Source organism: Bacillus sp. RSS_NA_20 (genome assembly GCF_020165915.1).
Classification (GTDB): Bacteria; Bacillota; Bacilli; order Bacillales; family Bacillaceae; genus Bacillus; species Bacillus altitudinis.
The window spans coordinates 1473796-1498566 of the sequence record NZ_JAIUKW010000005.1 but is presented as its reverse complement, the minus strand read 5'-3'; the positions used below and the strand labels follow the sequence as shown (position 1 = coordinate 1498566).

The following is a 24771-nucleotide window of genomic DNA, read 5'->3' as shown; positions in this document are numbered from 1 at the left end:
TATTTCCCGGGACATAATTTTGTCGAAAACAAGGTGATTCCCCCATCAATCTCGTATTTAACAAGTTGATCAAGAAAATGAGGAGTGACGTCAATGGAAAAGGAAAGCAAACGTGAACAACTGCTCAGTTTATTAGGGGAAATGCCAGAGCGCCATCGTGTGGAGGCGTATACGTTAAAGATTGAGGAACGTGAATCGTACTTAGTAGAAACACTCATTCTCTCTATTCATGGGGTGGAGGAAGTTCCGGCTTATTTTGTGAAGCCGAAAGATACAGTGAAAAAAAGGCCTGTTGTCTTGTTCCAGCATTCTCATGGTGGGAATTATGTGGATGGGAAAGAAGAGTTATTGAAGGGGGCTCATTATTTGCAAGCGCCTTCATACGCAAAAGAATTCACTTCAAAAGGTTATAGTGTGTTGGCGATTGACCACGCGGGATTTGGTGAAAGAAGGGGCAGAACAGAAAGTGAAATTTTCAAAGAAATGCTGTTAACAGGAAAAGTGATGTGGGGCATGATGCTGTATGAGAGCATGTGTGCAATTGATTATTTGTTGTCCCGCTCTGATGTGCTCCCAGAGCGTTTAGCTGTTTTTGGGATGTCAATGGGCGGTCTTCTTTCATGGTGGACGGCAGCACTTGATGAGAGGGTCAGTGTGTGTGTGGATCTTTGCGCACAGGTTGATCATCACACATTGATTGAAACGAATCATTTAGATAGACACGGTTTTTACTATTATGTACCGAGCTTAGCTAAGCACTTTACAGCAGCTGACATCCAAGAAATGATTTTCCCAAGACCGCATTTAAGCTTAGTTGGAAAACATGATCAGCTTACACCTGCTGAAGGTGTTGGACGAATTCAACAGACATTAAGTCAAGCCTATCAAGCTGCTTCCTTAAAGGAACGTTATCAGCTTGTAGGTTTACATGCAGGTCATTTTGAAACGGCTGCTATGCGCCACGAGGCTACACGTTTTTTGAAAAAGTGGCTGTAATCAATAGACGGCATGGACATACTACTCCGATAGAAGATGAAGGAGGAAACAGATGAAAAAAATCACCATGATTGGCGGATGTGGTGTCATCGGACGTTTATTAACTAAAGAGCTCTCTTCGGAGTATGACGTGACCATCATTGATCAAACAAGGTGTGTAGAAGAAGTCATCATGGCAGATGCGGCAATTGAAGAGAATTTGTTTCAAGCCATCCCAAGAGATACAGATGTGATCATTCATCTTTTAAACGTGGACATGACGCATGATGTGATGAATGAAAAGGAGTTTGCAAAAATGAATGATGTGTTTTGGAAAAGCACGTATGATATGTTTCGTTCAGCGGCCCGGTTAAGCATTCCAAAAGTCATTTTTGCAAGCAGTAATCATGTGACAGATCGCTATGAAAAAGATGGTCACTCCTTATTAGGGCGAGAAATTACGACTGATGATGTACCAGCAACAAAAAATGTGTATGGCATTTTAAAATTTGCTTCCGAACAGCTTGGGCGTTTGTTTCACGATCAAACAGGTATGTCTGTCATCAATTTGAGAATTGGAACCGTCGTGACAGATGAGATGGAAGGATTGCACACCAAAAAAAGAACGAAACGAACGCTTCTTTCACATGAAGATCTTTTCAGCATGATCAAGGCTGCCATCGAAACAGACGTTCCATTTGGGACTTATTATGCCGTATCAGAAAACGAGGGAAAACCTTGGTCTACTGAGAAAACGAAGCAGGAGTTAGGCTACAGGCCAGATGTCAATACGGCAGAAATTCTGAAAGAAAACGATCAGGCATAGGGCATAATCATGACATTAGCTCATGATCTTTTTCTTTTCATTGATGAGGCTAAAAGCACGAATGGCATGATCATCTCTGTGGTCTGTCATGATGATTATAGACGCTTTCTTCCCCCGTTTGTTACATTTTAATCACGATATCGTCAAAGGCTGCAGCTTATGTTCAGACGAAATGATAACGCTTACAAAGAAAGGGCGTGATGAACATAGATCGTTCTATTAAAGGCCGATTGTTCAATGTATTTAATTACTCTTTTCTACTCATGTTCGCATTAATATGTGTGCTCCCGTTCATCCATGTCATTGCCGCCTCTTTTGCGACAGTAGAAGAGGTCATCTCAAAGAAGTTTATTTTGTTTCCAACGACGTTTTCTCTAGAGGCCTATCGCTATATCTTTTCTACAGATATTGTGTATCGCAGCCTGATTGTATCCATTCTTGTGACACTCGTTGGAACAGCGGTCAGCATGTTTTTGTCCTCACTTATGGCGTATGGGCTGTCTCGTCAGGAGCTAAAGGGCAGGCGAACCCTCATGTTTCTCGTTGTCTTCACGATGCTGTTTAGCGGAGGGATGATTCCGACGTTTATTGTCGTGAAAACACTAGGGCTGCTTGATACTTACTGGTCACTCATTCTGCCAGTGGCCATCAATGCATTCAATTTGATCATTTTGAAAAACTTCTTTCAAAACATTCCGGCAAGCCTTGAAGAATCAGCGAAGATGGACGGCTGTAACGACTTAGGGATCTTCTTTAAAATTGTGCTGCCACTTTCTTTGCCAGCTATTGCGACGATTTCACTTTTTTATGCCGTGACGTATTGGAATACGTACATGACAGCCATTTTATATTTAAACGATTCAGTGAAATGGCCGATTCAGGTCCTGTTAAGACAAATCGTCATTGTATCAAGCGGTATGCAGGGAGATATGTCAGATATGGGCTCATCAACACCGCCGCCAGACCAAACCATTAAAATGGCGGTCATCGTCGTGGCGACCATTCCCGTTCTGCTTGTCTATCCATTTATTCAAAAGCATTTCAACAAAGGGGCATTACTAGGTTCTGTAAAGGGTTAAAAAGATGGAATAACGGAGGGATCTTATGGGGAGAAAGAAATTATGGCTGATTGCCTTTGTTTTGTTATTTGCCGCAAGCGGTATTCTGTCAGCTTGTTCAAGTAAAGGAGCAAGCTCATCAGATGAAAAGGTTGATTTAGACAAAAAGGTGAAACTGACATGGATGGCGATTTTGTATCATCAGCAGCCGCCAAAAGATTCAGTGTTAGAAGAGATTGAGAAGCTCACAAATACAGAGCTTGATATTACGTGGGTGCCTGATGCGGTGAAAGAAGACCGTTTAAATTCAGCACTTGCCGCAGGAAACCTCCCACAAATTGTGACGATTCAAGACATTAAGAATTCATCTGCTATCAATGCGTTTAGATCAGGCATGTTCTGGGAAATCGGTCCATACTTAAAGGATTATCCAAATTTAAGTAAGATGAACGAACTGATTAATAAAAATGCCTCTATCGATGGGAAGCTTTATGGCATTTATAGAGAGAGACCACTTTCAAGACAAGGGATTGTCATTCGAAAGGATTGGCTTGAAAATTTAAATTTGGATACACCAAAAACGCTGGATGACCTTTATGAAGTAGCCAAGGCATTTACTGAAAAAGATCCGAACAAAAATGGCAAGGACGATACAATTGGTTTTACAGACCGTAACGATTTGATTTACGGTGCATTTAAAACGCTTGGTTCTTATGAAGGAATGCCAACAGATTGGAAAGAAGAAGACGGCAAATTTACGCCAGACTTTATGACGGATGAGTATATGAATACAATGAAATATATGAAAAAGCTGCGTGACAACGGCTATATAAACAAAGACTTCCCAGTCACAAGCAAAACGCAGCAGCAAGAATTGTTCTCACAAGGAAAAGCGGGTATCTATGTTGGAAATATGGTAGATGCAGTGAACTTAAGAGATGATGCAACAGATAAGAACATGGAAGTGGATATTATCAACCGAATCAAAGGCCCAGATGGCAAAGAACGTGTATGGGCATCAGGCGGTCATAATGGCATCTTCGCCTTCCCTAAAACAAGCGTCAAATCAGAAGCAGAGTTAAAGAGAATTTTGGCTTTCTTTGACCGCATTGCAGAAGAAGACGTGTATGGTCTCATGACGTATGGGATTGATGGAAAGCACTATAACAAACAAGATGGAAATACATTTGTGAGGGAAGAAAGCCAAGTGAAAAGCTGGCAGACAGATGTACAGCCGCTTGTCAGCCTCGTAGGGATTGATAAGCGTTACTTGAAAAATAAAGGCGATGCAGTTCGTACAAAATATGAAGAGCTAGAAGAAGACAATAAAAACATCATTGTCGCTAACCCTGCTGAAAGCCTGTATTCAGAAACAGCATCAGAGCGAGGAAATGAATTGAAGAAAATCATCGATGATGCGACCTATAAGTTCATTCTTGGTGATATCAACGAAGAACAGTTTAAGAAAGATGTAGAGAAGTGGAAATCAAATGGTGGAAATAAAATCATAGAAGAATATGAAACTTCCTTTAAAAAATCAAAATGATGAACATGAAGACCCCCGCTTAGTAAAAAGCGGGGGTGTTTTCATTAAAAGTCGAAGTTGTCTGGATCAGGACCAATTCGTTTATTTTCATTTAAGTCAGACAGGCGCTTCATATCCTCATCAGATAGGACAAAATCGAAAATATCGGCATTTTCTTTTAAACGATGGGCTTTCGTTGATTTAGGAATCGTAATGACGCCTTTTTGCACATCCCAGCGCAAAATAATTTGAGCAGGTGTTTTGCTGTATGTGCCCGCAAGCTCCGTGATCAGCGGGTGGTGCAGCAGCTCTCCCTGCATAAGTGGTGACCAGGCTTCCATTTGGATGCCATGTGTTTTCAAATACGTAAACAGGGTTTCCTGCGTGAGTTTTGGATGAAACTCGACTTGATTAATCGCTGGAATGATGTCCGCATCTTTCAATAATTCATCTAGATGATGCGGCTGGAAGTTACTCACACCGATGGCTCTGACTTTTCCTTCACGGTACAGCGTTTCAAGCGCGCGCCATGCTTCCTTGTATTTCCCTTCAACTGGCCAGTGAATTAAATACAGATCAAGGTAATCAAGCTGAAGTTTTTTCAGGCTGTCCTCGTATGCTTTTAGTGTCGCTTCATATCCTAAATCGGCATTCCACACTTTGGATGTCACAAAGATGTCTTCGCGGCGAAGGCCTGTTTCTGCTAGACCAAGTTGTATGCCTCGTCCAACACCTTCTTCATTGCCGTAAATAGAAGCTGTATCAATACTGCGATATCCTAATTGAATGGCTGTTTTAACAGCTTCAATTAATTCCGTTCCTTCTTCAACCTGAAAGACCCCAAGACCAAATCCTGGCATGCGGACGCCGTTGTTTAATGTTTTTGTACTTTGTAAATCGTTCATATGAAAGACTCCTTTACATGGTTTGTTTGTATTCTTTTTGTTCGATTCGATGACTCACCATCGTGAGTATAGCCGCCATGAGCACCATGATGCCGCCAACCCAGCCAGTATGCACAAGCCCAAGGGTATCTGTCACGATGCCGCCTAAAAATGAACCAATGGCGATACCTGCATTAAAGGCAGCGATATTCAGAGCGGAAGCAACGTCGACAGCTCCAGGTGTATACCTTTCTGCAAAATCAACGACGGCAACTTGAAGGCCGGGGACATTCATGAAAGCAAACAGTCCCATCAGCATCACAGTTCCAATCCCGAGTGTCATAAATCCAGCAGTAAAGCTAAGGATAAACAAGATGAGACTTTGAATGATAAACATATAAATCAGTGCCTTCATTGGCTGTTTATTCGCTGCTTTTCCGCCAATGACATTCCCAGCGGCGATGGTCATTCCGTATAACAGCAGGATCAAGGCAACTGTTCCAGGCGCAAGACCTGTCACATGCTGTAAGAGAGGGGATAAATAGGTGAAGACGACAAAGGTTCCTCCATACCCTGTAGCAGTAATGACAAATAAAAGCAACATTCTTTTCGACTTTAATAAGGCTGCTTGATCCTTAAGCGTTGTTTTCACGCCCTGTTTCAATTGAGACGGAACAAGGAAATAGTTAGAAATCAGTGCGATTAGGCCAATCATGACAATCACACCAAATGACGTCCGCCAGCCGAGCTCATGACCAAGAAACGTACCGAATGGCACACCGGTCACAGTAGCGACTGTTAAACCAGTGAACATAAAGGCAATAGCGCTTGCCCGCTTTTCTTTCACCACAAGGCTTGCGGCAATGGTCGAGCCAATCGACATAAATACGCCATGTGATAGGGCTGAAATCACTCGTCCGATTAAGAGTACAGAAAAAGTCGGGGCAATCGTGGCGAGTGTATTTCCGATCAAAAAGACGAGCATAATGAGCAGAAGCAATGTCTTTTTTTTCATTGTTGACGTAAGTGAGGTTAGAATTGGTGCGCCAAAGGTAACACCGAGCGCATATAAAGAAACGGTCCAGCCGGCCTGACTGACACTCACGCCAAAGTCCTCTGAGATCATCGGCAGAAGACCTACAGAGATAAATTCAGTTGTACCTATAGCAAATGCACTAATCGCTAGTGCGAGAAGGGCAAAGTGATTTTGTTTGTTTTGCATCGTGATTCACATCCTTCTTTCATGACATTTTGATAGACGAAGCCGATCGGCAAGAGTTATTATCTAACATAGATGATAGAAAAAAAAGTACGTACTTTTTTGTAATATAGGTACTAAAAAGTGCCTGTACAGCATCAAAAGGAGTGAAGCGACGTTGGAAAAGAAGAAATATAATATCTCTGTGGAAGCAACGCTTGAAGTGATCGGCGGGAAATGGAAGTGTGTCATTTTATGTCATTTAACACATGGGAAAAAGCGGACGAGTGAACTGAAGCGCCTCATGCCAAATATCACGCAAAAAATGCTCACACAGCAGCTGCGAGAGCTTGAAAATGACGGTGTGATTAACCGCATTGTGTATGAACAAGTGCCGCCTAAAGTGGAGTATGAATTAAGTGAATACGGACAGTCACTTGAGCGAATTTTGAATGCGTTATGTGATTGGGGGGCAGCCCATATTGAACGAGTGTATGGCGAGCCGCTTTCAGTGCTGGAAGACAGTATCCTAAATGAACAGTTTAAATAAAAAAGTCCCGCTTCTTGTGAGAGCGGGACTTTGCTTTATGTGCCTTTTTTCTGATCACGGTATTTCCCAGGTGTCGTGCCTTCCAGCTTTTTGAAGGAGCGGATGAAATTTTGCGGATTTTTGTATTTTAGCTTTTCCGAAATTTCTTTCACCGACATATCCGTCTCTACCAACCAGTTTTTGGCGACATGATGTCTGTAAGACGAGAGATATTCACTAAAGGAGATATCCATTTCTTTTCTAAAAATACTACTTAAATAATTTGGATTATAGTGCAGGCGTGTAGCGATTTCGTCCAAGGTCAGATCTGAGTCAAATTCTTGATGAATGATATGAATGATTTTCTCTGAGATATTTTTATATTGAGAGTCTTCACGTGCGCCGAGCTGATCAATGATGGGTCGAATGATCTCATGTTTCAGCCACGCTTCTGTATCTTCAAACGTTTTAAACTCAAAGATCGTATCATAGAGCATTTTATTATCTTCGACTTCAAACAATTCAATGCCTAGCAAATGCATCAGCTCGATGAGATTGTTTAAAAAACGAGCGAGAGCAATCTGGTACTCATGTGGTCCAGCATTTTTAGAAAAAATGGATTGCAGAAGCACATGTAAATAGTGATCTGCCTTGCCTTGATCGCCTGCTTTAATGGCATCAAATAAATCATGCTGCAGCTGTTTTGGGAAATGAGTCTTAAACGTCTTTCCTTGCTGAATGTGCTCGTATAAAAGAATGGATTTTTTCTCTGCCTTGAGCCTATATTTTAAGGCTTCTTTTCCCTCAATATAAGCATGTTTGGCCATAGAGAGCTCTTTAAATGAGCGACTGATCCCAATGCTGATCGACAAGCCCAGCTCTTCCTCAATCCGCTGCTGAATTGTTTCGGCTAATTGATTTAAATATTCAGTAAATTCCTCTTCTGACTTCGATTGATTGAGAACAATCGTCGTTTGATGCTGATTGACAACGGTCGGCTGAAGGTGCTCCTCTAGCGGAATAATCTGCTCAATCAGTCCATTTATCGCAAATAAAAGCAAGTCTGCATCCTTTTTTTCATACGGCGTTCCTTTTAGTGTATCAATTTGGGTCACAAGCATGGACAAATGGGACCAGTCACGAGGAAAGCCTAGACTTTGAAATCGGTTGTGAATCTCTTCTTCCGTCAGCTTGCCAAGCAGCAGCCGCACCATAAAGTATTGCTGTAAGTGTGTCACTTGCTGTTCAATCCGTTCTTCTAGATCATTGTTTTGATCTTTCATTTGTTTAATGCTCGATTCGATGAGCTCAAATTCATTTTGGAAAGGCTGTTTATGCAAAAACGACTCATTACGTGCAAAGGATTCGTATAATAAGCGAATCGGTTTATAAAAGTGTCTAGAGCCAAACCATGAAAATAATAATGAAAGCGTTAACAAAATAAAGCAAATAATAAAGGTGATCCACCCGATTGATTTCGTTTGCTGCTTTAGTTCTGGAATGGAGACAAAGGATAAGTATGTCCATTCGTTATAATCTGATTTTTGAAACGTAATTTGATAGTTTAGTTCATCGATTTTCATATCAAATTGTCCGGATCGTTCTTCAAGTGACAGGACATGTTTGACGAAATCTTGATTTTTTAACGAGTCACCAATTTGTTCTTTTCGATTATGTAGCAGTACTTTTCCGTTTGTATCAATGACAAACATACTATCAGATTGAGAGAAGTCAGGCATGTTGTCAGCAATCACGCAGCTTGGAATGCTGGCGACGGCGATCCCCTTTTTTTGGACACTGTTCATTGGAAGCTGCTTGATTAAATTCACATTGTATTTGCAAAAGGATGTCTTTCCTTCTTTTGTTGAGACAAGTGGATTATTTTCTTCAAGTGCCCAGCTGGAATGACTCGGAATATTGAGGTAAGAGGTTAACGCTTTCTCTTGATCCCCGTTTGAGACATGATAAAGACCAGAATTGTTCATATACCAATCTTCCATTTTACTAACAAGTGTAATATTGGAGAGATCGGTGTCGAAGGTTTGCAGGTAATTCAGTTCTTGTTGGACTTGATTATAAAGTTGGAATTGATCTGGATTTAAAGGTTCTGCCAGTGTTTGAAGGAGAGGCGGCGAACTGACATAGTGAGTGAGAGAATGATCTACTGTCTTTAGAATATGCTCAATATTGGATTGCGTTTGTTTGACGCTGTCCAGCTTTTCATTTGAAATATTTTCGAGTGCAGTTTTTTGCGAATGCTGATAAGAAAAAATACCGACAATAATAACAGGAATCGTACTAAGCACGAAAAAAAACGTCACCAGCTTGTAATAAAATTTATACTGCTTTCTTTTCATAAAACCCCCCATTTCAAACGAAACAATCTTTTCCCCTTAGTTTATTAATCCAAAAATCTGGTAGGTTTGTCAATAATCATTTTCTGAGATTAGGATCATTTTCTTATGTTTTATGTAACGTTTTGAGTAGCTTCCCCTGAGTAAATATGATCTGATGATATGATTGTAGACGGATTTTTCATCCTTAAGATACAGTTAACACATGCATCAGCATGAGGGGAGGCTTTATCTGTGAAAACACAGGATGTCACTGCCAAGGGTGTGCCTGCGGCAGCTTTGAAAAAAGAAAAGAGAAAGCGCTTACTTAACCAATTACTTAGTCAAAAATTTCTGTATTTAATGATTTTGCCAGGGCTCCTTTATTTTCTTGTCTTTAAATATGTCCCTATGTGGGGGCTGATCATTGCCTTTCAAGATTACCAGCCGTTTCTCGGAATTCTTGGCAGTGAGTGGGTTGGCTTCAAACACTTTATTCGCTTATTTACAGAACCAACATTTTTCATCTTATTAAAAAATACGCTCATTTTATTTGCCATGAATGTCGTGATTTTCTTTCCGATTCCAATCTTATTAGCTCTTCTTTTAAACGAGGTCAGATTGGCACTGTTTAAGAAATTTGTTCAGACAATGATTTATATTCCTCACTTCATGTCATGGGTGATTGTCGTGTCCTTATCTTTTGTTTTGTTAACGGTAGATGGCGGGTTGATCAATGAATTGATTGCTTTCTTCGGAGGAGAAAAGATTAACTTCCTTCTTAGTCAAGAATGGTTTAGACCCATGTACATTTTGCAGGTAATCTGGAGAGAAGCGGGTTGGTCAACCATTATTTATCTTGCAGCGATTACAGCAGTAGATCCGCAGCTATATGAAGCAGCAAAAATGGATGGAGCCGGCAGACTTAGACAAATGTGGCACATCACCCTTCCTGCGATTAAAAGTGTCATTGTTGTACTGCTCATTTTAAAAATCGGTGATACATTAGAGCTTGGATTTGAACATGTCTATTTATTACTCAATGCGACCAACAGGGAAGTCGCAGAGATTTTTGATACGTATGTGTATACAGCTGGTCTGAAGCAAGGACAATTCAGCTATAGTACCGCTGTTGGTTTATTTAAAGCAGCCGTTGGACTTATTTTGGTCATGATGGCAAACCGTTTAGCGAAGAAGTTTGGAGAAGAAGGGATTTATTAAAAGGGGAGATGAAGACCAATGACTTTATCGATTGAAAAGGGATCACCGCTTGAGCATGCAGAGAAATTAGCACAAACAATAATGAAAGCGTATACACCAATTGAACTTCCGCCAGCTGGAAGGTGGCACTATCATCAAGGGGTTTTCCTTTGCGGAGTGATGAAGCTTTACGAAGCAACAGAAAACGAGGCGTACTTTGATTATGTGAAAAATTATGCAGACTCACTCATTGATGACCATGGGAATCTGTTATTCCGAAGAGACGAGCTTGATGCCATTCAAGCAGGGCTCATTTTATTCCCGCTGATTGAAAGAACGGGAGAGAAGCGGTATGTGAAGGCAGCAGAAAAGCTTCGGGGGCTTTACCTGACGCTGAATCGCACGTCTGAGGGCGGATTTTGGCATAAAGACAATTATGCCTATCAAATGTGGCTAGATGGTCTTTATATGGGTGGGCCTTTTGCTTTAAAGTATGCCCAGTTGACAGGAGAATCGGAGCTGGTGGACATGGTCATCCATCAAGAGCATCTCATGAGAAAGCATACCAAAGATGAAAAAACGGGCCTTTACTATCACGCATGGGATGAACGGAAAGTGATGCCATGGGCTGATCAACAGACGGGCTGTTCCCCAGAATTTTGGGCAAGATCCTTTGGCTGGTATGTCCTTGCGTTAGCCGATATGATCGAAGATTTACCAGAAGGACATGAAGGACGAAAAGTGTGGAAGGACACACTGACAGATATGCTGGAAAGTGTGGCAAAATATCAGGACGACGAAACGGGTCTATGGCATCAAATCATTGATAAAGGAAGTCATAGCGACAACTGGCTTGAAAGCTCAGGGTCATGTCTATTCATGTATGCGATGGCAAAAGCCATGAATGAAGGATATGTAAGTCTTCGATATGTTGATCACGTGGTCAAAGCGTATCAAGGATTGATTCAGTATAAAACGGAGGAAAAAGACAACGGCGATTTTACAGTGAACGATATTTGTATTGGAACATCTGCGGGATTTTATGACTATTACGTTGGCAGAGAGCGGAGCACGAATGATTTGCATGGAGCAGGCGCTTTTATTATGGCGTTAACTGAACTAGAAAAGCTGTCTGTGTTTCAAAAGGTATGAGGCGGCATCAAAGGGCTGCGGCATGGCTCTTAAGTTTCATCGCTGCCTTTTATTTGTCCGCCTGTCAGGGGAAAACAGAGGGGATTGATGTCCTTATTTTTTCTGACATGTCAAAAGCAATGAAAGACCAATTAGTGGAGAAAGCTTTTCAACCAAATCAGGAGACATATGACGTTCACATCTTCCCTGCAATTCCTGAAAAACTTCTTGTTGAAATAACTGCAAAAGAGGGGGACGTGATGTTTGTCCCGGAAGAAATGTTTAGAACATATGATGACCCTGAAAGCTTTCAGCTGCTTGAAGAGATGCGGGTAGATGGCGAAGGGGTAGGACCATATACGGTAGAAGATGCAAAGACGGGAAATACAGTCGATTATGCGGTCCAAATCAAGAAAGGAACGAAGCAGCTAAATGGCTATACCTTTCGGTTACACCGAGATATGGTCGCCTTCATACCTGTGTATGCGGAGAAATCTAAAGAGGCACTGTCTCTCATGAAGCAGCTTCGTGAAAACCAATAGAAAAAGGGGTGGGGGAATGTGAAAAGGGTCGCCGTTTGCGGGCTCAGTCACCGCGCTTTCAATATGTTTATCAAACCGCTCACCGAGGATTTCAATGAGCATTACAGGATTACAGGGCTCCTAGATGTAGATGAGAAGCGGTATACACTTTGTCAGGAGCGTTTTCCATCACTAAGGGGCGTCTCATTTTTTCATGAGGATGCATTTGGTCAGATGGTGAAGGAAGCAAGACCAGATATCGTCATTGTGGCGGGGCGAGATGATACACATGTCACATATATCCTGCAGGCACTGGATCATGATCTGGATGTCATAACGGAAAAGCCGATGGTCACAACAGCAAAAGACGCCAAACGGGTGATGGAAAAAGAGGCAGAAAGCAAAGGGAAGGTCACCGTCACCTTTAATTATCGCTACAATCCATTCCACCGAAAGATAAAAGAGCTCATTTTAGATGGAAAGATTGGGAGGGTCACGTCTGTTGAGTTAAGCTGGCTCATTGATACGTATCACGGAGCCAGTTATTTTAAAAGGTGGAACCGCTCGCGTCAATATTCAGGCGGTCTGTCTATTCATAAATCGACCCATCACTTTGACTTGGTCAACTGGTGGATTGATCAAAAGCCGAAGCAAGTATTTGCCTATGGCGCACTGAATTATTATGGGGATGAAAGTCCTTGGAATCCTTTGCAGGGTGAAGAGAATCGATATTGTGGAACCTGTCATGTAAGAGATACCTGTCATTATGAAGCAAGGTGGAATCCGCGGGTAGAGCGCACAAAGGTGGAGGATGACCATATTGAATCAGGTGAGCAGCAGTCAAAGCAATACTCGAATTATCGCCCAGATGCCTGTATTTTTGATCAAGAAATTGATATTGAGGATACATATGTGGCGTCAGTGGCTTATGATCAGGGGGCTTTGTTAAGTTACTCGATTCAATTTTCAGCGCCATATGAAGGCTACCGGCTTGCGATTAACGGGACGAAGGGACGGATTGAAACAAATGAGTTTCATGTGCCATCGAGAATCCCTTTTCAATTCCCTGAACAGACAATTGCATACTACCCGATGTTTGGTGGAAAAGAAACGATTGAAGTTGTGAAGCAATCAGGTGGTCATGGAGGCGGAGATCCGCTATTATTAGCAGATTTATTTTTAGGAAAAGATCCGCTCATTCCTTATGACATTTCGGCAGGAGCAGAGGCGGGTGCTTATTCCATTGCACTTGGCGAAGGCATGTGGCGATCAGTTGCAGAAAAACGCCCGATTGAAATAGAAGAATTGTTTCAAAAAGAGATGGTGTAACGAGAAAGAGAGGAGGGACGAGAGATGGATCATGATGGATCAATGAGCAGAATGCTGCGTATGTGTGAGTGGGTGATGAGACTCGCCTATACGAATGTGTTATGGCTTTTGTTCACTTTACTTGGGCTTGGAATCTTTGGCTTCATGCCTGCAACAACAGCGTTATTTTCTGTGATGAGAAAGTGGATACAAGGGCATGAGCAAGTCAACGTCTTTCAAACCTTTTGGAAAGTATACCGCGAAGAATTTGTACGCTCTAATGTCATTGGAGTGGTGCTGGTCACCATCGGGACGATTATTTATGTAGACCTTGCTTATATTTATCCAACGAGTTGGTTTTTACACGTGCTTCGCTTTGCGATCTATATCTTTGGTTTTCTGTTTATTGTCAGCTTGTTTTATATCTTTCCGCTGCTGGCTCATTATGATTGGAAAAAACGTCTTTATTTGAAATTTTCCCTTCTGCTTGGCATCTCGTATTTGCAATATACGCTCTCTATGCTCGTTTTCTCGGCTATTCTCTTTATCCTATTTGCTTATTTGCCAGGGATCGTGCCGTTTTTTAGCATCAGCATTGTCGCATATGGCCACATGTGGCTAGCCTATCAAGTGTTTAAAAAGATAGAGTTTGAAAGCGAGCAGCCGGCAGTTGATGTGAAGAAACGATTCCCGTCTTTCCTTCAATCCAAGCGGGTGAATACGCAGTGACGTGTATGATTTGCTATAATGGTGTCACCGTGATTAAAAGGAGAGATGAGAGTCGTGTCAGTAAAAGAAATTTCAATAGAAGAATTAAAGCAAAAGCTAGAGCAAGAAGAAGCCATTCAACTCGTCGATGTGCGTGAGGATGAAGAAGTAGCAGAAGGCATGATTCCAGAGGCAGTCCATATTCGAATGGGCGATATTCCTGAGAAGCTAGATGCGTTTGATAAGACGCAAGAGTATTATATTATTTGCCGTTCTGGTAAACGCAGTGAGAATGTCTGCTATTTCTTAGAAGACCAAGGCTATCAAGCAACCAATGTCGTTGGCGGCATGCTTGCATGGACAGGAGAAACAAAACCGAAGCTGTAAAAAGAAGTCCTTTCATCGACAAGATGGAAGGCTTTTTTTGTTCATATGTCCGTCTCTATTTGCATAAAAATAGAGTAGCAAGAGAAGGGAGAGTGGCATATGTGCTGAAGGTAGCTGTATTTGATGAAGAACACGAGAAAGATTTGCAAAGCGAAATCAATCTTTTTTTAAAAGGGATGGACGACGACCAAATTATTGACATCAAATACAATGTGGCGGTGATCTGTGAGCAAGGAGGAGAGCAGCTCTACTGTTTTTCAGCGCTCATTTTATATAAAAAATAAAAGGACCTGCTGAAAAGAAGAAAAAGGGCTAAAATAAAGGTCCTTTTGACATGATCAACTAGCGTCAATATGTAAACGATGCTTTTTGCAGTGAACGCATTGAAAGAGGTAGCCTTGCAAGTCTCCTCCGTTCACGAGCCATTGTTTCAGGTTCTCTTTTGTGAAATGTCCACCGCTGCAAATCTCTTCAATATCCTCTGAGAGTTCTTCCTCTAAATGCTCAATCTCTTTCCATCCAACATACTGCACAATCGCGCAAAAATCCCCGCAATGGCTTAACCAATATTCCTGCTGCCATCCGCGGTAACCCGGCGTTCTGTAGATCAGTTCATCTATATATTCTTCATGATCGACGTCATCACAACTCACATCGTCTTGAAACATTCCATTATATGTTTGAGCAGCTGATCCATCTTTAATGCACCAAGGACAAATGCCAGAAACGTCTTCAACAGAATAAAAAGGACCATGATATACATAATCTCGTTCTTTCTCACAAACGGGGCATATCGTCTGCTCTTTTTTAATTACATGTAATGAAACTGGGTCTGGGTTGTACTTGAACGTAGGTAACGTCATATAAACCTCCATTATGTAGAAAAGTGATGATTCAACACTATTTTATCGGAATACACGATGTCATGACAATCTTCAATTATTTCAACGAGAAAAAAAGCCGTTCGGATGAGGAACGACTTTTCTCTTTTGATGATTATGCTTTTTTTACTCTTGGACTTCTTGGTTTATTGTACTTATTTGCTTGTTTAATCGCTCTTCGTTCTTCATTTAATGATTTGTACAGGGATACAATCATTAAAATGATGACAACAGAGAACGGTAAAGCAGCAAGTTTGGCTGTGTTTTGCAAGGCCTGAAGACCGCCTGAAAATAAGAGCACTGCCGCTACTGCTGACTGGATAATACCCCAGCTGATCTTTACACTATTCGCTGGATTTAATGATCCATAGGTTGTCTGCATTCCGAGAACGAATGTAGCTGAGTCTGCTGATGTGATAAAGAATACCGCAATTAAAATCAGTGCCAGAATGGATGTAATCATGGCGAGTGGATATTCATTTAAAACACCAAACAGCATCGTTTCAGTAGACATGTTTGCAACATCGACGATATTGTTCTGTTGCAAGTCCATCGCAGATACGCCAAAGATTGAGAACCAAAGGAACACGAGGATGGAAGGAGCCACTAAGACACCAATTAAAAATTCTCGAATGGTTCTCCCGCGTGAAACCCTTGCAATAAAAATACCGACAAATGGCGACCAAGAGATCCACCATGCCCAATAGAAGATGGTCCATCCATTAATCCATTCTCTCTTTTCTGGATCATTTGGTGATAATCTAAAGCTCATTTGTACAATATTTGATAAGTATTGTCCGATTGAATCAGTAAATGAATTTAAAATATACACAGTTGGTCCAACAATGAGTAAAAAGATCATGAGTAATGCAGCAAGAATCATGTTTGTGTTACTTAAATATTTAATCCCTTTACCAATACCACTCCAAGCAGAGAGAAGGAACAGGACCGTGACGATTGCAATAATGATGAGCTGAGTTAGGAAGTTATTTGGAATTCCAAATAAATAGTTTAATCCGCCATTAATTTGTGCGGCACCCAGTCCTAAACTAGTAGCTACACCGACCACCGTTGCAAATACTGCGATGCAATCAATGGTTTTTCCAATCCATCCATGAATTCTGTTTCCGAATACTGGGTATAAGGTGGAACTGATTAATCCAGGTGCATCTTTTCTAAATTTAAAGTATGCAATGCAAAGGGCGACAATTGCATAAATGGCCCATGCATGAAGTCCCCAGTGGAAAAAGGTATAACGAAGGGAATCACGGAAGGCTTGTGCATTTTCCGTCTCGCCTGTTGGGGATTGAATGGCAAAGTGACTGATCGGTTCAGCGGCTCCGTAAAAAACAAGCCCAATGCCCATTCCAGCACTAAACAGCATGGCGAACCAAGAAAAAAGACCAAATTCAGGCTCTTCACCTGGCTTTCCTAACGTAATTTTTCCGATAGGGCTAAAGATAAAGAATAGACAAAAGCCGACTAGCAGCGATACGACTAATAAATAATACCAGCCAAAGTCATTTGTAATGTATGTTTGAATTTGATCTGTCACATTTTGCAGCGTATCTGGAGAAAGGGCTCCCCATAGAACGGCAATAAATGTGATACCAATCACAATCCAAAATACACTTGATACGTTTTTCACACCATCTCACTCTCCTGTTGTTCTACACGTTTAAGCAGAGGATTTAATTTAATATCCCCTGTCTCAACTATTTTCAAACAAAAAGAGGCGAGTTTCTCACTCGACCTCTATTTTACCGTAACATGTTTTGCTTCCATTTATCAACCATCGATGTGTGAAGATGACTTTTCTTCAATTCGTTTGCGCAGACGGTAGACATATTCTTTTAAACAAACAGCGAAAATCGTAAACGCTAAAATAATGGCGATTTTTAACGGGGTAATGGACAGCTTCATAAAGAAAGCGGCTGTCAAACTAATGACAACTGCAAGGACAATCGGAAGTGCGCGTCTAATCATTGAGATCTCTCCTTTACTTCTAGTGCGGCATTCATGCCAGCTAACCTGCCTGTCACAAGTGCTGACGTAATATTGTAACCGCCTGTGTAACCGTGAATATCTAAAATTTCTCCGCAGAAATAAAGACCGGCCATTTTTTTGGATGCCATTTTCCTCGGTTCAATTTCTTTGACAGAAACGCCGCCTCCTGTAACAAAGGCTTTATCTAAAGAAAGCGTCCCATTTGCATGAACGATGAAATGTTTACAATCATGAGCAAAAGCGCGCAGTTTATCTTTAGTGAGACCAGAAAATGTCTCCTGCGGATCAATGCCATTTCGTTCTAAAAGGAACAATAAATAGCGCTCTTGCATCCAAGATTTCAGGACATTTTTAATGGCTTTTTTTGGTTCATCTTTTAGATCGCGATGAAGCTTTTGGAATAGCTCCTCGTCATTGAGCTTTGGGTATAAGTCAATTTGAAGACGGACGGCCTGTTGCTTTTTCAGTTCCTTCACAACAAATCCGCTGCATCTCAGAACGGCAGGACCTGATAAGCCAAAGTGTGTAAAGATCATATCCATGACATGAGTGACGACGGGTTTTCCTTTTTTATTTAAAACACTCACAGCCACACTTCTTAATGAAAGACCTTGAAGCACTTTGTCCTTAATAAAACGCTCGTCTGACGTGACGGGTACTTCTGTTGGGAAGAGCTCTGTAATGGTATGGCCAGCGGCTTCTGCCCATGCATAGCCATCGCCAGTAGAGCCTGTATGCGGCACACTTTTCCCGCCAACAGCAATGACAACGGCATGACTTGAAATTTTTTCATCATTATTTGTAACAATTCCAGCTGCTTGTCCGTCTTGATACAGAACGGTTTTAATCTTTTCATTCGTTCGAATGGTCACATTGAGCACGCGAAGCCTATCTAATAGGGCATCCACAACAGATTGTGCTTTGTTTGAGACAGGGAACATACGTCCATGGTCTTCTTCTTTTAGTTCAATACCTAGATTTTCAAAGAACGAAATAATATCCTCGTTATTGAACTCAGAAAATGCACTATATAGAAAACGGCCGTTTCCGGGAATATGCTTGATAATTTCTTCTACTGGAAGGCGATTGGTCACATTGCAGCGTCCACCGCCAGAAATGGCGAGCTTTCTGCCAAGTTTGTTTCCTTTGTCAATTAACAGAACCGATGCACCGTGTTCTGCCGATGCAATCGCGGCCATCAGTCCAGAAGGTCCACCGCCAATGACAATGACATCATAATGTTTCATGTTACATTCCTCTTTCTACTTTCAGTCATTTCTCTATTATAACGAAGATTGGGGAAGGCTGAAATATGTATTGATTGGTTTTGTGACTTCTGTATTGGATTTGTTACCTGTGCGATGAAATGATGTGTTAAAATAGTTAAGTTGAATATTCATTAGAAAAATGGTGGTTAAGCGCATGTCTAATAAACTGCTTCGTGGTACGTTGGTTTTAACGATAGGGACTTATCTCTCTCGTATTCTTGGTATGATTTACTTAATTCCATTTAGCGCAATGGTCGGAGCGACTGGTGGTGCGCTATTCCAATATGGATACAATCAGTATACGATCTTTTTAAGTATTGCTACGCTCGGTTTTCCAACAGCGGTATCGAAATTCGTTTCTAAATATAATGCAATCGGCGATTATGAGACAACAAGAAAAATGTTCAGGGCGGGTATGTCGGTCATGCTTGTCACCGGTATTATCGCCTTTTCTATTTTATATTTGACCGCACCGATCTTTGCCAAGATTCAGCTTGGAGGATCGAATGAAACGGGCGGTTTGACGGTCGATCAAGTGGTTTATGTGATTCGGATGGTCAGTTTGGGTCTATTGGTTGTACCCATTATGAGTCTTGTGCGAGGGTTTTTCCAAGGGCACTCGATGATGGGCCCGACAGCTGTTTCCCAAGTCATCGAACAACTTGTCAGAATCATCTTCCTATTAACAGCGACGTTTATCATTTTAAAAGTGCTTGACGGCGGTCTTGTTATTGCGGTTGGTTATGCCACATTTGCCGCACTCATTGGTGCGTTTGGCGGTCTATTTACGCTTTATTTATATTGGCTGAAGCGGAAAGATCGGCTTTTGGCAATGCAGCCGAATACAGGGGACTATTCTGGATTATCTTATAAGCAAATGTTTACAGAGCTGTTCAGTTATGCAGCACCCTATGTGTTTGTTGGGCTTGCCATTCCGATTTATTCTTATATTGATACAAATACAATTAACAGAGCGATGATTGCATCAGGACATCAGGATATTAGTACAGCGGTTCTGTCTATTGTGACGTTATATTTACCGAAGCTTGTCATGATTCCTGTGTCACTTGCAACTGCATTTGGTTTAACATTGATTCCAACCATAACGGAATCCTTTACAGCGCGAAATTACAAGCTACTGAATCGACAAATTGATCAAACGATGCAGGTCATTTTATTCTTCGTTCTGCCTGCTTCATTTGGTATCTCGGCATTGGCTGGACCAGTTTATTGGTTTTTCTATCCGTCTGTGCATCCTGAGATTGGGACTTCTATTTTGTTTTGGTATGCACCTGTTGCATTACTGTTTTCTTTATTCACCATTAACGCAGCGATTTTACAAGGGATTAACAAACAAAAATTTGCGATCGTCAGTCTTTTGTTAGGGATTATCATTAAAACGGTCCTCAATATCCCACTGATTAGCTGGCTGCAAGGTAACGGTTCTGTGCTTGCAACGGCATTAGGCTACAGTGCCTCGATTTTGTATATGTTCATCATGATCAAGCGCCATGCAGGCTATTCGTTCCGAAGGATTTTCAAACGGTTTATTTTAATTGGTATTTTAACGGCAATCATGGCTGTAGTGGCTTATGTGACATGTCAGCTTGTGAGTCAAGTCATTTCATATGAAGGCGGAATCATACAAGCTGGTATTGTTATTTTGATTTCAATGATTACTGGCGGCGGTGTGTATATGTTCTTATCTTATAAAGTTGGATTGTTAGAGCGTGTACTTGGCAGCCGTATGCCGTCATTTTTAAGAAAAAAGAGTTAAGAAGAGGTGGAGAAGCATGAGGCTTGATAAATTGCTGGCCAATACCGGCTTTGGTTCAAGGAAAGATGTAAAGAAGCTGGTCAAGGCCCGGGCCGTCACAGTGAATGGAGAAGTGGCGAAGCAGGTGAAAGATCATGTCGATCCAACAAATGATGAAGTGCTCGTGCATGGAGAGCGTGTAGAGTATAAAGAATTCATTTATCTCATGATGAACAAGCCAGACGGTGTCATTTCAGCAACGGAGGATCTGCGAGATGAGACGGTTGTTGATTTACTAGAGCCAGAGGATATGGCAAGGGAGCCATTCCCTGTGGGGAGACTGGATAAGGATACAGTCGGTCTCCTCCTCCTTACAAATGACGGCCAGCTTGCTCATCAATTGTTATCTCCGAAAAAGCATGTCCCGAAAACGTATGAAGTTCATCTAAAATACCCGCTTGGAGATCAAGACATCACTCGTCTTGAAGAGGGAGTTGTGATTTTAGACGACTACCGAACGAAGCCGGCGAAGGTTGAAGTAGATGCCAACCAAGAGGCAGATACACGAATCCGTTTAACGATTACTGAAGGGAAGTACCATCAAGTGAAGCTGATGGCACAAGCAGTGGGCAATGAAGTGATCTTTTTAAAACGGCTCTCGATGGGGGCTGTTTTATTAGACGAAGATTTGGCGCCTGGAGAATACCGTGAATTGACGGAAGAAGAGTTAGACAGCTTAATCAATCGTGATTAATATAGAGAAAATGAAAAGAAGATAAGGGGCTAAAATCAAGTTCATTTTAGCCCTTTGTCAACAAAATGAAAAGAACCGGCGACCGCCGGTTCTTTTTGTTATATGGAAGTTCATTATTCGCTTATGATGATATTTTTACTTTTTTTCTCGTTGTTTCCCATTTGCCTCTGCTTGGACTATGAACAAGATCGTTATAGGCAAGCACGTTTAAGTCTCTTTGGATGGTTCTAGGTGTGATCCCGAATTCATCAACCAGCTCTTGTGTCGTCACAAGACCTTTCTCTTGAATGAACATATAAACTGATTTTATTCGAGTCATCATACGGTTTGTTGAAGGTTTCAAAAAACCACTCCCTATCAATAAGATCGGATGGACTTGACTAACCACAACTTACTACACTAAAACTGCGACATAAGGACATGCAACAATGGTAAATGTTCGTGTTTCTTAATGTTTTATTCTATTATACACGTTATTATGCATCTAGTTCCACCAAAAAGTCAACTTTACGTGTTTTTAAACTTGTCTTCATGAATGAAATTATGGTATATATCATGATTTGAATCCGGTTACAACCCAATAAACACAAGGCGTATAAAGAAAATTGCCACTTAAGAAAGCGCAAAAAATAAACACAGAAAATTTACAAAATAAAAAATCATTCATACAAAAAAGACACATTCAAATGAGAAATGTGTCTTTTTATTTTGGTTATCCTTCTAAGAAAAAGAGCTGCACGAAAAATAAGACGGCGAAAATGAGCACAAGAATATGCACTTCTTTCCATTTTCCTTTTGCCAGCTTCACAAGTGGATATGAAATAAATCCTAGTGAAATTCCTGTAGAGATGCTAGATGTCAGCGGCATGGAAAGAATCACAAGAAAAGCAGGAAATGCTTCGTCAAGCTCATTCCAGCGAATACGTGACACTGAATTCATCATCAAACAGCCGACAATGATTAAGACAGGTGAAGTGATGGACGGCAAAGACGAAATGGCTTGAACGAGTGGACCAAAAAACAAAGCCACAATAAACAATGCAGCAACGGTTAAAGAGGTCAGTCCAGTTCTTCCGCCAGCAGCCACTCCTGATGAAGATTCAATGTAAGCTGTGGTTGGGCTTGTTCCAAACATTGAGCCAATTGTCGTTGCAGCAGAGTCAGCAAGTAAGGCTCTGCGTACTTTTGGGAGCTGACCATTTTTCATTAAACCTGCTTGTTCCGCAACCCCGATCATTGTTCCTGTTGTATCAAAAATCGTCACAAGTAAAAAGGAGAAGACAACAGCATACAAGTGATGGGAAAATACATCGCCAAACGCAGCGAATGGATTTGTAATCAGCATTCCTTCAGGCAGTGCTGGGGTATCCACTAGCACTTTAGGAAAATGAAGCTGACCTGTTGCAAGTGCAATTAATGTGGTTGCTAACATGCCGATAAACAGCGCTCCATTCACTTGAAGAACCATTAATATGACAGAAATCATTAAACCAACGAGTGTCAAAATGACAACAGGTGAGCTTAAATTGCCAAGCTTCACAAGATTTTGTGGATCAGCAGTGATGATCCCAGACTGTCTTAGCCCAATGAATGCAATAAATAGTCCGATACCTGCTGTAATCCCGTACTTTAAATTATCTGGAATCGCCTCAATGAGTTGTTTTCTAAGGGATGTTAACGATAAAATAATAAAGAGTATTCCAGCAACAAATACCGCACTAAATGCTGTTTGATAGCTGAGACCTCCACCACCGACAACAGTGACGGTGAAATAGACATTCAGTCCCATACCTGGTGCAATGGCAATTGGATAGTTTGCAAAGAGTGCCATCCAGAGTGTACCGACAACAGCAGCGATAATGGTTGCAGTAAAGACTTGGTCAAAAGGAATGCCTGCATCTGAAAGGATTCCTGGATTGACGGCTACAATATATACCATCGTAAAGAATGTCGTCATACCAGCGAGTAATTCTTTCTTTATATTGGTTTGGTTCTCTTTTAACTGAAACATAAAATCCTCCATTTACGAACATTATTACAAAACACTTAATATAATATTCGTTTTAAGGGTGGATTGCAACCTTTTTTCAAGGAGGAATGGAAAAATGAATTGGGAAGCAGAAGTCATACGAAAAAAAGACAGTTTGATTCAGGATACACAATCTTTTTTACAAATTGAAAGTGTCTTGGATGAAGAAGGCGGCACAGCAGGAAAACCGTTCGGTGAAAAAGTGGATGAGGCTCTTCAGTATATGCTCAAAAAAGGGCAGGACGAGGGCTTCAAAGTGAAAAATGTTGATGGTTATGCTGGTCATATTGAATATGGAGAAGGCGAAGACATCGTCGGTGTGCTATGCCATGTGGATGTCGTGCCTGCGGGAGACGACTGGACAACCCCGCCATTTTCAGCGGACATAAGAGAAAATAAAATCTTTGCAAGAGGAGCCATTGATGATAAAGGGCCGACCATGGCGGCGTTTTACGCATTGAAAATGTTAAAAGATGCCGGTCTGCCGCTGTCGAAAAAGATTCGAATCATCATTGGCACAGATGAAGAAAGCGATTGGAGATGCGTCGATCACTATTTCAAGCATGAGGCGATGCCGCAAATTGGCTTTGCGCCAGATGCTGATTTTCCAATTATTCATGCTGAAAAAGGGATCATAGATGCCATCGTATCCTTTACATACGAACAATCAGAAGAAAACAAGCGTTACATCCTTAAGCAATTCACATCAGGCATGCGTCTCAATATGGTCCCAGATGAGGCTCGAGCGATTGTGGCAGCAGCAAATGATCACGATGTTGAAGCCTTAAAAACGGCTTTTGCAGCCTATCTTGCGGAAAATCAGTTAACCGGTGAGACAAACCATACAGCAGATGGACTGACATTCACATTAAAAGGTGTATCAGTTCATGCAATGGAGCCGGCGAATGGCACAAATGCGGGCATTCATATGGCGAATTTCTTATGTGCGCATGAATTAGATGAAAGAGGGCTCGCTTTTACATCACAAATAAATGCTTTATTTGATCAAGACACAAGAGGACAAAAACTCGGCATCGCTTGTAAAGATGATATTAGTGGTGACTTGACCTTGAATGTTGGCACAATCCGCTATTCGCAAAACGAAGAAGCGAAGCTTGGGCTGAATGTCCGCTATCCCGTAACAGCGGACGGTGAGGAAGTCAAAAAAGGGATTGAACGAATAAAAGGGGCAGCGATTGAGAAATTTGATGACAGTCCTCCTCATCACGTCTCAAAAGAACATCCACTTGTGAAAACATTACAGCGTGTCTACGAAGAACAAACAGGAGATCCTGCCCATCTGATTGCGATTGGGGGAGGAACGTATGCAAGGTCATTAGAAGCAGGCGTTGCCTTTGGCCCTCTATTCCCTGGAAGGCCTGATTGCGCACACCAAAAGGATGAATATATCGAAATCGATGATTTACTACGAGCAACTGCGCTATATGCACAAGCCATGTATGAATTGGCGAAATAAAAAAGGAAAGAGAAGA

General features: G+C 41.5%; 24 protein-coding genes. 15 read left to right on the top strand and 9 right to left on the bottom strand.

From position 1 onward, the window contains the following. Positions 1–93 precede the first annotated feature (93 nt). From LCD32_RS13275 to LCD32_RS13260, 4 genes are all read left to right on the top strand, one after another. Complete coding sequence (locus LCD32_RS13275) at positions 94–996, top strand: dienelactone hydrolase family protein (RefSeq protein WP_017367887.1); 903 nt, start codon at positions 94–96, stop codon at positions 994–996. A gap of 52 nt (positions 997–1048) precedes the next feature. Further along, positions 1049–1801 (top strand): NAD-dependent epimerase/dehydratase family protein, encoded by a 753-nt coding sequence (locus tag LCD32_RS13270; RefSeq protein WP_060781310.1) that lies wholly within the window; start codon positions 1049–1051, stop codon positions 1799–1801. 218 nt (positions 1802–2019) lie between these two features. Beyond that, a complete protein-coding gene (locus LCD32_RS13265; protein WP_098680761.1) occupies positions 2020–2880 on the top strand; it encodes a carbohydrate ABC transporter permease in 861 nt (286 codons plus the stop codon). Between the two features lie 25 nt (positions 2881–2905). Next, on the top strand, positions 2906–4405 hold the full coding sequence (locus LCD32_RS13260) for an extracellular solute-binding protein (protein WP_060781309.1): 1500 nt from the start codon (positions 2906–2908) through the stop codon (positions 4403–4405). Positions 4406–4449: 44 nt separating this feature from the next. On the opposite strand, the gene LCD32_RS13255 is transcribed toward LCD32_RS13260, so the two are convergent. Both LCD32_RS13255 and LCD32_RS13250 read right to left on the bottom strand, forming a co-directional pair. Further along, the gene (locus LCD32_RS13255; protein WP_007501869.1) at positions 4450–5289 is read right to left on the bottom strand and encodes an aldo/keto reductase; all 840 of its coding nucleotides are present in this window, start codon (positions 5287–5289) and stop codon (positions 4450–4452) included. A 13-nt stretch (positions 5290–5302) separates the two neighbouring features. After that, a complete protein-coding gene (locus LCD32_RS13250; protein ID WP_411908502.1) occupies positions 5303–6496 on the bottom strand; it encodes an MFS transporter in 1194 nt (397 codons plus the stop codon). Positions 6497–6644: 148 nt separating this feature from the next. Here LCD32_RS13250 and LCD32_RS13245 point away from each other — a divergent pair, with 148 nt between their 5' ends. Then, the gene (locus LCD32_RS13245; RefSeq protein ID WP_008343017.1) at positions 6645–7016 is read left to right on the top strand and encodes a winged helix-turn-helix transcriptional regulator; all 372 of its coding nucleotides are present in this window, start codon (positions 6645–6647) and stop codon (positions 7014–7016) included. A gap of 35 nt (positions 7017–7051) precedes the next feature. On the opposite strand, the gene LCD32_RS13240 is transcribed toward LCD32_RS13245, so the two are convergent. Continuing rightward, complete coding sequence (locus LCD32_RS13240; RefSeq protein ID WP_224563980.1) at positions 7052–9352, bottom strand: helix-turn-helix domain-containing protein; 2301 nt, start codon at positions 9350–9352, stop codon at positions 7052–7054. 231 nt (positions 9353–9583) lie between these two features. On the opposite strand from LCD32_RS13240, the gene LCD32_RS13235 reads away from it, so the two are divergent. The 7 genes from LCD32_RS13235 (at position 9584) to LCD32_RS13205 (ending at position 14867) form a co-directional block, all read left to right on the top strand. Further along, on the top strand, positions 9584–10549 hold the full coding sequence (locus LCD32_RS13235) for an ABC transporter permease (RefSeq protein WP_008343019.1): 966 nt from the start codon (positions 9584–9586) through the stop codon (positions 10547–10549). A gap of 18 nt (positions 10550–10567) precedes the next feature. After that, positions 10568–11680, top strand: coding sequence for a glycoside hydrolase family 88 protein (locus tag LCD32_RS13230; protein ID WP_058213930.1), 1113 nt, complete (start codon positions 10568–10570; stop codon positions 11678–11680). Next, entirely contained in the window at positions 11677–12201 is a 525-nt protein-coding gene (locus tag LCD32_RS13225) for a lipoprotein YteS (protein ID WP_224563977.1), read from the top strand. Before LCD32_RS13230 ends, LCD32_RS13225 begins: the two co-directional genes overlap by 4 nt. An 18-nt stretch (positions 12202–12219) precedes the next feature. Further along, positions 12220–13509 carry a Gfo/Idh/MocA family protein gene (locus LCD32_RS13220; RefSeq protein WP_224563974.1) on the top strand — a complete coding sequence of 430 codons (1290 nt, stop codon included), beginning with the start codon at positions 12220–12222 and terminating at the stop codon, positions 13507–13509. Between the two features lie 24 nt (positions 13510–13533). After that, positions 13534–14217: a YesL family protein gene (locus tag LCD32_RS13215; protein ID WP_224563971.1), complete on the top strand. Its 684-nt coding sequence runs from the start codon at positions 13534–13536 to the stop codon at positions 14215–14217. A gap of 54 nt (positions 14218–14271) precedes the next feature. Beyond that, positions 14272–14583, top strand: coding sequence for a rhodanese-like domain-containing protein (locus LCD32_RS13210; RefSeq protein ID WP_017358336.1), 312 nt, complete (start codon positions 14272–14274; stop codon positions 14581–14583). 101 nt (positions 14584–14684) lie between these two features. After that, complete coding sequence (locus LCD32_RS13205; protein ID WP_003217582.1) at positions 14685–14867, top strand: sporulation protein Cse60; 183 nt, start codon at positions 14685–14687, stop codon at positions 14865–14867. A gap of 54 nt (positions 14868–14921) precedes the next feature. Here LCD32_RS13205 and LCD32_RS13200 read toward each other — a convergent pair whose 3' ends face one another. The 4 genes from LCD32_RS13200 to LCD32_RS13185 all read right to left on the bottom strand — a co-directional run bounded on the left by LCD32_RS13200 (position 14922) and on the right by LCD32_RS13185 (position 18718). Further along, positions 14922–15446 carry a CbrC family protein gene (locus tag LCD32_RS13200; protein WP_017358334.1) on the bottom strand — a complete coding sequence of 175 codons (525 nt, stop codon included), beginning with the start codon at positions 15444–15446 and terminating at the stop codon, positions 14922–14924. Positions 15447–15579: 133 nt separating this feature from the next. Then, positions 15580–17112 carry a BCCT family transporter gene (locus LCD32_RS13195; protein ID WP_224563968.1) on the bottom strand — a complete coding sequence of 511 codons (1533 nt, stop codon included), beginning with the start codon at positions 17110–17112 and terminating at the stop codon, positions 15580–15582. 140 nt (positions 17113–17252) lie between these two features. Beyond that, positions 17253–17450: a hypothetical protein gene (locus LCD32_RS13190; protein ID WP_008343027.1), complete on the bottom strand. Its 198-nt coding sequence runs from the start codon at positions 17448–17450 to the stop codon at positions 17253–17255. Continuing rightward, entirely contained in the window at positions 17447–18718 is a 1272-nt protein-coding gene (locus LCD32_RS13185) for an NAD(P)/FAD-dependent oxidoreductase (protein WP_224563965.1), read from the bottom strand. The genes LCD32_RS13190 and LCD32_RS13185 overlap by 4 nt, the downstream gene beginning before the upstream one ends. Before the next feature lie 175 nt (positions 18719–18893). Here LCD32_RS13185 and LCD32_RS13180 point away from each other — a divergent pair, with 175 nt between their 5' ends. Continuing rightward, positions 18894–20516, top strand: a complete 1623-nt coding sequence (locus LCD32_RS13180) for a polysaccharide biosynthesis protein (protein ID WP_017358331.1) — start codon at positions 18894–18896, stop codon at positions 20514–20516. A 16-nt stretch (positions 20517–20532) separates the two neighbouring features. Next, entirely contained in the window at positions 20533–21249 is a 717-nt protein-coding gene (locus LCD32_RS13175; protein WP_224563963.1) for a pseudouridine synthase, read from the top strand. A 121-nt stretch (positions 21250–21370) separates the two neighbouring features. Here the strand turns inward: LCD32_RS13175 and LCD32_RS13170 are convergent, their stop codons facing one another. Together LCD32_RS13170 and LCD32_RS13165 are read right to left on the bottom strand one after the other, a co-directional pair. Beyond that, positions 21371–21592 (bottom strand): DeoR family transcriptional regulator, encoded by a 222-nt coding sequence (locus tag LCD32_RS13170; RefSeq protein WP_008356419.1) that lies wholly within the window; start codon positions 21590–21592, stop codon positions 21371–21373. 369 nt (positions 21593–21961) lie between these two features. Beyond that, the gene (locus tag LCD32_RS13165) at positions 21962–23260 is read right to left on the bottom strand and encodes an NCS2 family permease (protein ID WP_017358329.1); all 1299 of its coding nucleotides are present in this window, start codon (positions 23258–23260) and stop codon (positions 21962–21964) included. 94 nt (positions 23261–23354) lie between these two features. On the opposite strand from LCD32_RS13165, the gene pepV reads away from it, so the two are divergent. After that, complete coding sequence (gene pepV, locus LCD32_RS13160) at positions 23355–24755, top strand: dipeptidase PepV (protein WP_224563960.1); 1401 nt, start codon at positions 23355–23357, stop codon at positions 24753–24755. Positions 24756–24771: the final 16 nt, after the last annotated feature.

Excerpts from the sequence above, each read along its gene's own strand:
- LCD32_RS13240 (WP_224563980.1), bottom strand. The coding sequence starts at position 9,352 with ATGAAAAGAAAGCAGTATAAATTTTATTACAAGCTGGTGACGTTTTTT.
- LCD32_RS13165 (WP_017358329.1), bottom strand. The coding sequence starts at position 23,260 with ATGTTTCAGTTAAAAGAGAACCAAACCAATATAAAGAAAGAATTACTC.
- LCD32_RS13185 (WP_224563965.1), bottom strand. The coding sequence starts at position 18,718 with ATGAAACATTATGATGTCATTGTCATTGGCGGTGGACCTTCTGGACTG.
- LCD32_RS13255 (WP_007501869.1), bottom strand. The coding sequence starts at position 5,289 with ATGAACGATTTACAAAGTACAAAAACATTAAACAACGGCGTCCGCATG.
- LCD32_RS13260 (WP_060781309.1), top strand. The coding sequence starts at position 2,906 with ATGGGGAGAAAGAAATTATGGCTGATTGCCTTTGTTTTGTTATTTGCC.
- LCD32_RS13270 (WP_060781310.1), top strand. The coding sequence starts at position 1,049 with ATGAAAAAAATCACCATGATTGGCGGATGTGGTGTCATCGGACGTTTA.
- LCD32_RS13215 (WP_224563971.1), top strand. The coding sequence starts at position 13,534 with ATGGATCATGATGGATCAATGAGCAGAATGCTGCGTATGTGTGAGTGG.
- LCD32_RS13230 (WP_058213930.1), top strand. The coding sequence starts at position 10,568 with ATGACTTTATCGATTGAAAAGGGATCACCGCTTGAGCATGCAGAGAAA.
- LCD32_RS13190 (WP_008343027.1), bottom strand. The coding sequence starts at position 17,450 with ATGATTAGACGCGCACTTCCGATTGTCCTTGCAGTTGTCATTAGTTTG.
- LCD32_RS13225 (WP_224563977.1), top strand. The coding sequence starts at position 11,677 with ATGAGGCGGCATCAAAGGGCTGCGGCATGGCTCTTAAGTTTCATCGCT.
- pepV (WP_224563960.1), top strand. The coding sequence starts at position 23,355 with ATGAATTGGGAAGCAGAAGTCATACGAAAAAAAGACAGTTTGATTCAG.
- LCD32_RS13175 (WP_224563963.1), top strand. The coding sequence starts at position 20,533 with ATGAGGCTTGATAAATTGCTGGCCAATACCGGCTTTGGTTCAAGGAAA.
- LCD32_RS13200 (WP_017358334.1), bottom strand. The coding sequence starts at position 15,446 with ATGACGTTACCTACGTTCAAGTACAACCCAGACCCAGTTTCATTACAT.
- LCD32_RS13180 (WP_017358331.1), top strand. The coding sequence starts at position 18,894 with ATGTCTAATAAACTGCTTCGTGGTACGTTGGTTTTAACGATAGGGACT.
- LCD32_RS13275 (WP_017367887.1), top strand. The coding sequence starts at position 94 with ATGGAAAAGGAAAGCAAACGTGAACAACTGCTCAGTTTATTAGGGGAA.